Origin of the sequence: Vibrio sp. EA2 (assembly GCF_033042495.1) — a bacterium.
Classification (GTDB): domain Bacteria; phylum Pseudomonadota; class Gammaproteobacteria; order Enterobacterales; family Vibrionaceae; genus Vibrio.
The window spans coordinates 72,441-84,730 of sequence record NZ_JAWLID010000010.1 but is presented as its reverse complement, the minus strand read 5'-3'; the positions used below and the strand labels follow the sequence as shown (position 1 = coordinate 84,730).

Sequence of the window (12,290 nt, the reverse complement as noted above, 5' to 3'; positions counted from 1 at the left end):
GGCTCTATATCACGCGGGAGAATTGCTGCTGACGAGCCTTCGCACGGAGATACTTATCGAAACTCATACAGATGTTACGGATCAGAAGACGACCACGTAGAGTGACACGAATTTCGTTATCATCTACTTCGACCAGCTCGTCATTAATGAAGGTTTGCAACAGCTCTAAGTCTTCTTTGAAGTACTGATTAAACGTAACCTTAAACTCCGACTCAATGGCTTTTTTATCCAGCTTAAAGTTACAGATCAGTTGTTTAATCACTTCGCGGCGTAGTAAGTCATCCTCATCCAGCGAGACGCCTTTCCAAAGCGCATGACGCAGTTCGTTCACCTGAGCGTAGTATTTCTTCAACTCTTTTTGGTTCTGCGCGTAAGCGTCACCAATCATCGAGATCGCCGACACGCCAAAGCCGACTAAGTCACACTCACCCTGAGTTGTATAGCCCTGGAAGTTGCGATGCAACACACCTTCTCGCTGCGCGACCGCTAGTTCATCATCGGGCTTAGCGAAGTGATCCATACCGATAAACTGGTAGCCTGCATCGGTCAACGTTGCGATGGTGTCTTGTAAAATCGCCATCTTTTCTTCAGCTTGTGGCAAATCTTCATCTTTAATCTTACGCTGCGCGGCAAAAAGTTGCGGCATGTGAGCGTAATTGAACACCGAGAGACGACCCGGCGACATTTCAAGCACTTGCTCCAGTGTCTTAGCAAAAGACGCTTTGGTCTGCTTCGGCAAGCCGTAGATTAAATCCAGGTTTGTCGAGCGGAAGCCTAAGTCTTTCGCACGTGCCACCATATCAAAAATGAACTTCTCATCCTGCTCACGGTTGACCAGTTGCTGAACTTCTTTGTTAAAGTCCTGAACACCGATACTTAAGCGGTTAAAGCCTTCGCTTCGCAGGTGATCCAGCATAGTGAGTTCAATTTCTCGCGGGTCGACTTCAATGCTGATTTCAGCATCATCACTGAAGAAAAACTCCTGACGAAGCAAATTCATCACGCGTGTGATCTGTTTTTCAGATAGGAACGTTGGTGTACCACCACCAAAATGCAGTTGGGTTACTGTTCTGCCCACCAGCAAAGATGCGCGTTGACGAATTTCGTGCTCTAGAACATCAAGGTACTCATCGGCTTTATGCGAATGGCGAGTAATAACCTTGTTACAACCGCAGTAGTAACAAAGCTTATGGCAGAACGGAATGTGAACATACAACGACAACGGACGATCAGGGTACTGAGCGCATGCCATGTCATAGTCAGAAATGGTAAATGCTTCATGAAACTCTAATGCTGTTGGGTATGACGTGTAGCGAGGACCGGAATAGTTGTACTTATCCAATACTGCTTGATCCCAAACGATTTGTTGTTTCGATTCAGTGTGTTGATTCGACATGGTGGTACTTTCCGTTAAATGTTAGGGTGACGAAAACCGCCACCCAGTATCCAGATCTATCTATTTTGCCACACGATCATGATAACCGCGGTAATCGCTTGTGGCTTTTTAATTATAAAACCAAAGAAATGCTAGCGTGATCACGATAACCCCAGAGGCCATAAGCATCACTGGGGTAAAAGCGGATTCAAGCAATCAAGTGACTTTCTGGTGGCTAGATCATCTGAATATTAATTTGATTATTCAGTGGCTGGACGTTTTTCTTCAACAATTCGAGCTCTTCAATGATCGACTCGGTTAAGCGACTTTCCGCTTTTTGGCGAGCCAAGTTCTGTTGCATACGCTCTTTTTTGGCAAGTTGCTGGCGGTCTTCGCCACGCGCCATATCTTTCACAATATGGTAAAGCTCAGAAATTGCAGGATACGTTTTATCGAAATCAATGCGATCTTCACCCTGAACATAGTCCATGATGCAGTAAACACGAATACTAATTTCCGACAAGTCGCACTGGCCTTGAATGCCTGCCTGACACAAGGTATGCACATTCTCAAAAATGTTGGCGTTACGTTTATCAATCGCCAGTTTTTGATGCTTCAGCTGCAATTCCTTTTGCTTTTTCAATTGAAGCAGAAGGTAACCTGCATAAGAAGCCAGAGCGATGATGATCACCGACCCTGCAATTGCTAATAAGGTTACGTTCATCGCTTAATTATCCTTTGTAGTCGTCAAAGTTGATATCATCGAAATCCGCAAGAAGATCATCGTCATTACGAGAACCTTTCGCAGCAGGAGCAGTAAAGTCCTCTTCTTCTTCAGGTTCTAACAGACCAAGTTGGTCCATCAACTTCTCGATGCGATCCAGCTTCTCGTCTACGTATTTTTGTAGACCTGTACCCAGATTCTCACCCGACTCGATACGATCCAACAACACATTCAATTGTGCATCGTTTTCCAGCATCTCTAGTTCTTGCTCCGCAGACAGACGACGCTCTTGCTTGGTCATCTTCTTCGCAGGTTCAACAACGAGAGGAATCTTCTTCTTGCTGCCTAATCGTGGGTCACGATTTTGTGCAGCTGCGCGTTGCTTCTGTTCGTTAGCTTCCGAGTTACGGTTACCTGTTTTCAAACCTTTGCGCTTTTTCGCACGCTTACGTAAACGGCCTTCGACATCAGATTCTGTACGGTTACGAGTGACAAAAGGTTCAGGTGCGCCTGCTGCACCCGGCTTTCTAGATTTTTTACTACGGCTCATTACTGGGTCTTCCTCAGTAAAATTACATCATTACCAATAAATTCAAGTTCGAGCTTATCCCGCTCTGCCAGGAACTGGAACGTTTCACGGCTAAAAAACACCACATGCGTTGGGTCGTTCTTATAATGCCATGATTTGAAGGCCTCTGCGTCGATGACCATTTTTGTCATCAGGCCAATCCAGCCCCCAGGCTTAACTAAATTCAACCATTGCTTCCACACCATATCTGGGTGGTAGAGGTGTTCAATCACCTCTGTCGCTGTCATGAAGTCATACTGCTTTTCTAGCACCGATGTATCAGGGTGATAATAAAGATCGTATAACGCCATGTTATGCCCCGCTTCCTCTAACATTAGAGAAAGTGTCGGGCCCGGACCACAACCAAAGTCGATTCCGTTCGATTGTGGAGAAATTCGCTCTGTCATCGGGTCAGCCATGCGTGACAGAAAACGTCGATATCCCATGTCTCCGGGATCGTTCTCATGCAAATCATAGTGAGCTTTTTCGGTCTCTGCATCCAAACGTTGGTCTGGATTTACAAACACCAAACGACACTGTTCACATTGAAGGTATTCACGTCGCTTATCTTCATAATAGTGTTGAGTGTGCTGATTGTGGCATAAAGGACAGGTATGCATGGTGACTTCCTTAAACAGGGATGCGAAACATACCAGAAACTGAACTCAGATTGGAGTGTTGGTGAGTGTTTTTTCATCAATTTTTGTTAAAAAACTCTGATTCGGATAGGACATCGTCTTCTGAGAGAATTTAAACATAAAACTCGTTGCAAGAGAGAAATAAAAAAAGCGACAGTCAGACTGTCGCTTTCTAATGCCACCTTGCGTGGCGAAACTGTGTTGCACGCATTGAGTGCACCAAGAATCCTTTTGTTTTTCGAGCTTTCCTTGCCAAAAAGTGTTGTTTTTCATCTTCCTGATGAATTTTGGCTATCCATTAACGTCCTGTCTTCTGGGCAACTTCCTGTGCCTGATCCTTTTCACTGTCTTAACCGTCAGACGAGATGACCATCCTTATCCGGCAGGCTCCTTGCCTACCCAAATCCTTTTGCAATTACCAAGCATCCCTAGCTTGAATCCCTGAGACCGAAACCTTGGTCTGAACTTCCCTTTGCTCACCCCCTGTGAACAATTGCTACTTTACGCCGATCAAACCTTGCCACAAGCCGAGCACAGAAAAAAACCGCATCATTTTTTCAGTCGCTAAACAAAAATGTTACTAATCATTAATTTAATAAAAACTGCGAGTAAAAGGCAGCATCAAGTATGGCAAATGTCTTACAAACGACCGAGCTAGATATCTATTTAGCCGCTGACATCGGGTGTGAGCGGCATCACTAACAAAAATGCCCCGACGTATTCGCCGGGGCATTTTGTTAAACATTGCTCGAACTATGTAGGGGTATCAGTTATCAGTGCAGACCGCCAACGTATTGCGACAGAACTTCAATATCTTCATCTGTCATTTTCTTTGCGATGTCACGCATCATGGCATTCATATCGTTACCACGGCTACCATCACGGAATTTTGTTAACTGAGCTTTGATGTAGTCAGCATGCTGACCAGAAATTTTAGGGAAACCTGAAAGCTCAGTACCGTTACCACGCGCACCGTGACACGCAATACATGCTGTTAAGCCACGCTCTGCGTCGCCAGCAGTGTAAAGCACTTTGCCTTGCTCAACGACATTTTCAGGCGTTGAGTTCTCTGACGTTGGCAGAGAAGCATAGTATGCGGATAGATCGGCAATGTCCTCATCGCTTAGCGGCATTGCCATACCACTCATGACGGGATCGTAACGACCTTGCTTACCACCGCTTGTCATACCTAGCTTAAGATCTTGTAACTGTTTTTCAAGATACTTAGCGTGTTGGCCAGCGAGTTTAGGGTACATTGCGATTGCACTGTTGCCATCTGCACCATGACAGGCGACACAGGTTTGTGATTTTGCTTTACCAGCCTCAATACTACCTTGGGCCCATACTGAGCAGCTGGCTAAAACACTCAAAATTAGCGCTAATTTCTTCATGACATTCCATTATAATTATCAAGCTTCCAGTACCACGGAATGTGAACATACCGTGTACACTCATGGTACAATAGGCGACCTCATGCCGAGCACGGTTATTTTACACATTTTCACAAAAAAGTAATCAATCGACTACACAAAGTCGAGATGGAGTTAACAGTGAGCGTAAAAATTCATTACCAAAATACGCATTTCATCACCAGCGCACCCGATATTCGCCACTTGCCGGAGGACGAAGGTGTCGAGATTGCGTTTGCAGGACGCTCAAATGCTGGTAAATCGAGTGCACTTAACCGTCTGACTAACCAGAAAAGTTTAGCCAAGACATCAAAGACGCCGGGTCGTACCCAGTTAATCAACCTTTTCAAGGTAGAAGAAGGTTGTCACATTGTCGATCTACCGGGATATGGATTTGCTCAAGTTCCGGTAGAAATGAAAAACAAGTGGCAGAAATCTTTGGGTGAATACCTGCAGAAACGCGAGTGCCTAAAAGGCCTGGTGGTGCTAATGGATATTCGCCATCCAATGAAAGATCTCGATCAGCAAATGATTTTCTGGGCCATCGACAGCCGTATTCCTGTGCAAGTACTGCTAACCAAAGCAGACAAACTAAAAAGCGGTGCTCGTAAACAGACACTCCTTAAGATTCGTAAGCAAGTTGAAACTTTCGGTGGTGATGTCGATGTGGACGTATTCTCTTCTTTGAAAGGGTTAGGTGTTGATCAGCTGCGTGCCAAACTGGACACTTGGTTTGCGCCTGCACTGGCACATCTAATTGAAGAAGACGAATTAGAAACACCAGAAAACAACGAAGAATAATTAACAATTTTTGTTAAATGTTTTTGACATAGCCCTGCCAACCCGTTGGTGGGGCTTTTGTTTCTCTAACGAATCAGAAAAGAAATGACAGAAATAAAAATCCCCACCTTCCTGGCAGGGATAACGGGAGAGAAAACTTGGTAGTTGTTATTATGCTGAGAGCATTACTGAACGAGCAAACAATTTCAATAGTATTAAAATGCCCCACTTTCACCCAGTAAAAGTTAGCGATCACACCAAAAACAAATAAATTCAAACAGTTAGGTGACAAAGCTTTGTCGTTATCAATAACTTAGTTTCTTAAAAGAAAAAATCATAGTGTGACTGGCGTAAATTTACAGGATGTATATCAAGCCAATAGGAAAGAAAAGTGAGGTTGAGCAAGGAGTTATAAATAGGAAAGTAGAGAACAAGGTCGAAAACAAGATAAACAACTGTTCTATAAAAACTTTTCTTTCGCCCAATAAAAAACGCCCCAGTCAAAAACTGACTGGGGCGGCTGAATCAGCCTAATCCAATAACGTGAAACAAAAGGTCTGAAAGATAGAACATCTTACCTCTGTACCCTACGAGTATTAATGTACAACAATTGGTCATAATTGCAAAGAATTTTTGTAGTTTTTTTTCATTAAACTTTTATTAAATGACACTAACGCTCAGATTGGCCCAGCTTTTTTAATCGCAAAAAAAAGCCAGCGTTTGTGCGCTGGCTCATATTAAAATAGACAAATCGATTTAAAAATGACTAGTGGGCCTGATCCCAGTTATCACCATGACCAGCTTCTGCAACAAGAGGCACTTTCAGCTCTGCTGCAGATTCCATCAATTTCTGTACTTTACTTTCAATTTCGGACAATGATGACTCTTCAACCTCAAATATCAGTTCATCGTGTACTTGCATCAAAAGCTTCACTCGGCCGTTACCTTCAGACTGAATCCATTGGTCAACAAGCAACATCGCTTTCTTAATAATATCTGCTGCTGTCCCTTGCATTGGTGCATTGATCGCAGCACGCTCCGCCGCTTTACGACGCATGCCATTACGAGATTTAATTTCTGGCAGGTGCAAACGACGACCAAAGATAGTTTCCACATAGCCTTGATCAGCCGCAGTGCTGCGTGTGTCTTCCATATATTGCATCACACCAGGGTAGCGCTCGAAGTATGTATCCATGTACGTTTGCGCTTCTCCACGCGGGATACCCAACTGTTTCGCTAAGCCGAATGCACTCATACCATAGATAAGGCCGAAGTTTACCGCTTTCGCTCGGCGACGCTGCTCATTAGACACTTGCTCAATACTTACACCCATGATTTCAGCGGCGGTGGCAGCGTGGATGTCTTTGCCATCACGGAATGCATCAAGCAGAGCCTGGTCGCCAGACAGATGCGCCATAATGCGCAGTTCGATTTGCGAATAGTCGACCGCCAGGATTTTGTAACCAGTTGGCGCGACAAATGCCTGACGAATACGACGTCCCTCTTCATTACGGATAGGGATGTTTTGTAGGTTTGGATCGGTCGATGACAAACGACCCGTTGCTGTTACCGCTTGATGGTAAGAGGTATGCACGCGTCCTGTTGTTGGGTTAATCATCTTCGGTAGCTTATCGGTATAAGTCGATTTAAGCTTCGCCAGACCTCGGTATTCCAGAATCAGTTTTGGTAGCGGGTAATCTAATGCCAACTCTTGCAGTACTTCTTCATTGGTCGAAGGCGTGCCAGAAGGTGTCTTCTTAACGACTGGTAAGCCCATTTTTTCAAACAAGATCGCTTGCAGCTGTTTTGGCGAGTTCATGTTGAACTCTTGCTCAGCGATTTCATACGCTTTTTGCTCAAGCTCTTCCAAGCGTGCGGCGATTTCTACTGACTGAGCACCCAGCTTCATGTCGTCAATCAAAACGCCGGTACGTTCAATACGAGAAATGACAGGCACAAGTGGCATTTCGATCTCTTCGTAGACCGACTTTAGCTTGTCGTCTTGTTCAATATTGGCAAACAGACGGTTGTGTAGACGAAGCGTCACATCCGCATCTTCTGCTGCGTATGGCGCCGCTTGATCAAGTTCGATTTGGTTAAAGGTCAGCTGTTTTTTACCTTTACCTGCAATCTGTTCGAATGAAATACAGCTATGCTGAAGGAAACGCAGAGCCAGGCTGTCCATATCATGCTTGCCACCTACGCTGTTGTACACGTAAGACGCTAACATGGTGTCGTGCTTGATCCCTTTCATCTCAATATCGTAGCGAGCTAATACGGAGGCGTCGTATTTCAGGTTCTGACCGACTTTGGCTTGTGACTCATCTTCTAAGATAGGTTTTAACTGCTCTAACACCCAGTCACGGTCTAGCTGTTGCGGTGCATCAAGGTAGTCATGAGCGACAGGAACATAAGCAGCGATGCCTTCGTCTACCGCAAACGACAGACCAACCAAATTTGCCACCATGTAGTTGAGGCTGTCGGTTTCAGTATCAAAAGCAAACAAGTCAGAGGCTTTTAATTTTTCTAACCAAGTATTAAAAGACGCTTCGTCTAGAATGGTTTCGTACTGGCTGCGATCAATCGTCACCGCTGACGTTTCCATCTCAGCATGAGAAGACGCAGACGATGCCCGTGCAGACCCAGCCATTTCGACCGCTTCTACAGCGCCTGAGCCGCCTTCTAACAGCTCATTTAACCAAGACTTAAACGTCAGTTGACCATATAACTTGATCAGCTCGTCTTTGCTTGGTTCTGCTTTGAGCAGTGATTCCGGAGTTTCTTCCAGCTCAACATCAAGCTTAATGGTAGCGAGTTCGTACGACAGCATCGCATTTTCTTTATTGTCGACCAGCTTCTTCGCCATGGTTTTTGAACCACGGAAGCCCAATGGGGCAATATCATCTAAGTTTTCGTAAAGCTTCGTCAGGCCACCAATACCTTGCAGCAATGCGGTTGCGGTCTTGTCCCCCACACCAGGTACACCTGGAATGTTATCGACTTTATCGCCCATTAACGCCAGGTAATCGATGATCAACTCCGGCGGGATGCCGAACTTCTCAATCACACCCTCGCGATCCATCACAACGTTGGTCATGGTGTTGATCAGGGTGATGTTATCATCCACCAGCTGCGCCATGTCTTTATCACCCGTACTGATCAATACTGGCATACCTTTCTGCGAAGCTTGGTGAGCCAAAGTACCAATCACGTCATCCGCTTCTACGCCAGGAACACAAATTAATGGCAAGCCCATTGCACGAATCACATTGTGTAAAGGTTCGATCTGGCAACGAAGATCATCCGGCATTGGCGGACGATTTGCTTTGTATTCTGGATACATATCGTCACGGAAGGTTTTACCCTTAGCATCAAAAACCACTGCAATACGTTCAGACGCAAACTGACGCATCATACTGCGCAGCATGTTTACTACGCCGTAAACAGCATTGGTTGGAATTTCACCATTACTCATAGTGCCTGGGTAGGCGTGAAAAGCGCGATATAGATAAGAAGAACCGTCGATAAGAATCAGCGGATTTTCAGGAATACTTGCCATAATTGTCTGTATCCAAGTCAGTACTTAATAGATCTGCTTAGGATGCCATGACTACTGATCCGAATCTATCTTGTTCGCTCGATCCAGATCGCGTAAATATTTCGAGTGGATACACTAAAACCAAACACGCCCTGTGGATAACTCTGTTTATATTATTTATCCACTGGTTATTCAGGATGAGAATTCATAGAAAATAACAAAATCAAACCATTGATATTATTGAATTAATTAATTTATAGACGAAAAGATCAACGATCTAAAAATGATCATCCAGTGTGGAAAAGTTATGAATCGTTGCGTCAAATGAAATCGTAGAAAAGAAAAAAGCGACCCAATTGGGTCGCCTAGCAGAAGTGGTAAAGCAATTTTTATCAAGCTGCTTAACCAAGAAGCTATAAATTACACTGGAAGCAATGTGAGCAATGTCGTGTCAAAAAGAGTTCGTGCAAGTTCTGGAAAACTGTTTCATCACCTTCTCAACGCCAGTTAATCAACTTCTGTTAATAAGTCATGCAACGTCCTTGTGAACTATTCCTCATTCCCTAAGACAGTTGTAATAATAATGATTCTCATTTAGGTGTCAATGATTAAATGAGAAAAAATCTCATTTATTTTCACATCGCTTTAATGAAATGCACTCTAGATTCGCGAATATTGACATTTTTTTCAAATTTTTCAATGAGGTAGTCATTTCTCAGCAACAACCTGAGCATCGCCGGAAACTGGTTACGAGACTTCACTTTAAGGGTTTTATAGCCGTGATCTGCAACCCATTCTTCCTGAGCCTCTAACAACATTTGTGCGACCCCTTCATTACGAGCCTGAGGCGCAACGCCCCCAAACCAGCTGTAAAAAGTATCGTCATCCAATTCGTAACCAATTTTGAAACCTAAAATGGTACCGTTCTTTTCTGCCACTAGAATCAAGCTATTTTTATCGCCGATCCGCTGCGCCATAGACTCGATTGTTTCTCTATTGGCAAACTCTTTCACATGAGTGACGACTTGAAGAGCCTCTTCCAACGTGCCTTCACGAATCAGCATTGTCATTGTTCTTTCTCCAGAAATAAAATACCCAAGCACCTTGGACTACTGCTATGTAAATTAGCCTTATTTGATCCGCCAGAGGTTACTTGGGTATATACAGACGAACAACAATTGTCGGTCTGGTTTTTCTCATTAAGCGATAATTACTCTTCAGTCGCTTCCTTAGACAGATTCAGGTGCTGAGCCGCTTGAGCATTTTCTTCCGCTAACCACTCGGCAACATCTTTGGCAAAATAAGTCAGGATGCCATCAGCACCAGCGCGTTTGAAACAAAGCAGTGATTCCATCACAGTTTCGCGCTCTTTTAACCACCCATTAAGAATTGCCGCTTTGTGCATCGAGTACTCTCCCGACACTTGGTAAGCAAACGTAGGCACCTGCAACTCAGTCTTCACACGGCGAACCACATCCAGATAAGGCATTCCTGGCTTAACCATGACAGAGTCCGCACCTTCATTGATATCTAGCGCGACTTCGTGAATCGCCTCATCAATATTCGCCGGATCCATTTGGTAGTTTTTCTTCGTTCCACCTTTAAGGTTAGATGAAGAACCAACAGCGTCACGGAATGGGCCATAGTAGTTTGAGGCGTATTTCGCAGAGTAAGCCATGATTTGAGTATGAATGTAGCCAGCTTCTTCAAGCGCTTCACGGATTTTACCAATACGTCCATCCATCATGTCTGATGGCGCAACAATATCAGCACCCGCTTCTGCGTGAGACAGAGCCTGCTTAACCAGCACTTCGGTCGTTTCATCATTCATAACATAGCCGTCTTCATCAATGATGCCGTCTTGGCCATGCGTGGTAAATGGATCCAGCGCAACATCGGTAATCACACCGATTTGAGGGATATGCTCTTTAAGAGATCGCACTGCACGCTGAACTAAGCCTTCTGGGTTATAGGCTTCGGTTGCGCATAAGCTTTTTGCATCCTGGTTTACGACAGGGAAAAGCGCGATTGCAGGAACACCTAGGTTAGCAAGGTATTGCGCTTCTTCTAGCATTAAGTCAATAGACAATCGCTCTACACCCGGCATGGACTCAACGCTTTCACGACGATCTTTGCCCATCAGAATGAACATTGGGTAAATCAGATCATTAACAGAAAGTTGGTTCTCAGCCACTAGACGGCGGCTAAAGTCATGCTTACGTAAACGACGCATACGGCGTGCAGGGAATGGACCTTGAATTGATACAGACACCATTTTCTCCTTGTCTGGACGGTTATGATGATCAAATCATCTGGTGGACAAAATCATATCACTCTTGATGCACTTTGCGGGTGACAATCTGGAAAAAAGGCGCGGAAAAAAACTGAAAATGACCCCGCCCTCACACTCAAGTATACTTCTCACAAGACCTCAAAAACGAAGCACAGAGACGAACCATGATCGATACCCACGCGCACATATACGCCAGCGAATTTGATAATGACCGAGATGAAGTCGTAAAACGCGCACGAGAACAAGGCATTAATAAGATTTTGCTGCCAAACATCGATCTGGAATCGATTGAGCCTATGCTGGAAACCGAAGCCGCTTATCCTGATGTTTGCCATTCGATGATGGGCCTTCACCCATGCTATGTGGATGAGAATGTAGAACAAACGCTGGAGATTATTCATGGCTGGTTTGAGAAACATAATTTCATCGCTGTGGGCGAAATAGGCATCGATCTGTATTGGGATAAAACCTATCGCGCTGAGCAAGAAATGGCATTTATTACCCAGCTAAACTGGGCTAAAGAGATGAACTTGCCAGTTGTGATCCACACTCGTGACTCCATCGAAGAAACATTAACTCTGCTACGTCAGGAGCAAGATGGGCGCTTGCGTGGCGTATTCCATTGTTTCGGCGGCAGTTTGGAAGAAGCACAGGCTATTAACGAGTTAGGCTTCCATCTTGGCCTGGGTGGAGTATCAACGTTTAAAAATGGCGGGATGGATAAAGTCATTCCTCACCTTGATATGCAGTGGGTTATCCTGGAAACCGATTGTCCTTATTTAGCGCCGGTGCCACATCGAGGAAAACGCAACGAACCTGCTTATACCTCTCTGGTTGCCCAGCGTATCGCTGAACTACGAGATTTAACCATTGACGAGGTAGATGCATTGACGACAAAAAATGCCGAGTCCCTGTTTAATTTACCTTCTAGTCAATAAGTTAGCCATCAACAAAGTATAAGATTT

10 protein-coding genes are annotated in these 12,290 nt (G+C 44.6%); 2 read left to right on the top strand and 8 right to left on the bottom strand.

Going from position 1 to position 12,290, the window contains the following annotated elements; all coding sequences use genetic code 11:
* Positions 1-4 precede the first annotated feature (4 nt).
* The 5 genes from hemN to RXX31_RS18140 form a co-directional block, all read right to left on the bottom strand.
* The gene (gene hemN, locus RXX31_RS18160) at positions 5-1,396 is read right to left on the bottom strand and encodes an oxygen-independent coproporphyrinogen III oxidase (protein WP_317591098.1); all 1,392 of its coding nucleotides are present in this window, start codon (positions 1,394-1,396) and stop codon (positions 5-7) included.
* A gap of 214 nt (positions 1,397-1,610) precedes the next feature.
* Positions 1,611-2,099, bottom strand: a complete 489-nt coding sequence (locus tag RXX31_RS18155; RefSeq protein WP_317591097.1) for a DUF2489 domain-containing protein — start codon at positions 2,097-2,099, stop codon at positions 1,611-1,613.
* A gap of 7 nt (positions 2,100-2,106) precedes the next feature.
* Positions 2,107-2,649, bottom strand: a complete 543-nt coding sequence (gene yihI, locus RXX31_RS18150; protein ID WP_317591095.1) for a Der GTPase-activating protein YihI — start codon at positions 2,647-2,649, stop codon at positions 2,107-2,109.
* Positions 2,649-3,287: a class I SAM-dependent methyltransferase gene (locus RXX31_RS18145; protein ID WP_317591094.1), complete on the bottom strand. Its 639-nt coding sequence runs from the start codon at positions 3,285-3,287 to the stop codon at positions 2,649-2,651. Before RXX31_RS18145 ends, yihI begins: the two co-directional genes overlap by 1 nt.
* Before the next feature lie 791 nt (positions 3,288-4,078).
* Complete coding sequence (locus RXX31_RS18140; RefSeq protein WP_317591093.1) at positions 4,079-4,696, bottom strand: c-type cytochrome; 618 nt, start codon at positions 4,694-4,696, stop codon at positions 4,079-4,081.
* A 159-nt stretch (positions 4,697-4,855) separates the two neighbouring features.
* On the opposite strand from RXX31_RS18140, the gene yihA reads away from it, so the two are divergent.
* On the top strand, positions 4,856-5,515 hold the full coding sequence (gene yihA / locus RXX31_RS18135; protein ID WP_317591091.1) for a ribosome biogenesis GTP-binding protein YihA/YsxC: 660 nt from the start codon (positions 4,856-4,858) through the stop codon (positions 5,513-5,515).
* 745 nt (positions 5,516-6,260) lie between these two features.
* Here the strand turns inward: yihA and polA are convergent.
* The 3 genes from polA to hemB all read right to left on the bottom strand — a co-directional run bounded on the left by polA (position 6,261) and on the right by hemB (position 11,304).
* Positions 6,261-9,053 (bottom strand): DNA polymerase I, encoded by a 2,793-nt coding sequence (gene polA, locus RXX31_RS18130; protein WP_317591089.1) that lies wholly within the window; start codon positions 9,051-9,053, stop codon positions 6,261-6,263.
* A 614-nt stretch (positions 9,054-9,667) separates the two neighbouring features.
* Complete coding sequence (locus RXX31_RS18125; protein ID WP_317591088.1) at positions 9,668-10,102, bottom strand: GNAT family N-acetyltransferase; 435 nt, start codon at positions 10,100-10,102, stop codon at positions 9,668-9,670.
* A 140-nt stretch (positions 10,103-10,242) separates the two neighbouring features.
* A complete protein-coding gene (hemB, locus tag RXX31_RS18120) occupies positions 10,243-11,304 on the bottom strand; it encodes a porphobilinogen synthase (protein ID WP_317591087.1) in 1,062 nt (353 codons plus the stop codon).
* 185 nt (positions 11,305-11,489) lie between these two features.
* On the opposite strand from hemB, the gene RXX31_RS18115 reads away from it, so the two are divergent.
* The gene (locus tag RXX31_RS18115; protein ID WP_317591086.1) at positions 11,490-12,263 is read left to right on the top strand and encodes a TatD family hydrolase; all 774 of its coding nucleotides are present in this window, start codon (positions 11,490-11,492) and stop codon (positions 12,261-12,263) included.
* Positions 12,264-12,290 lie beyond the last annotated feature (27 nt).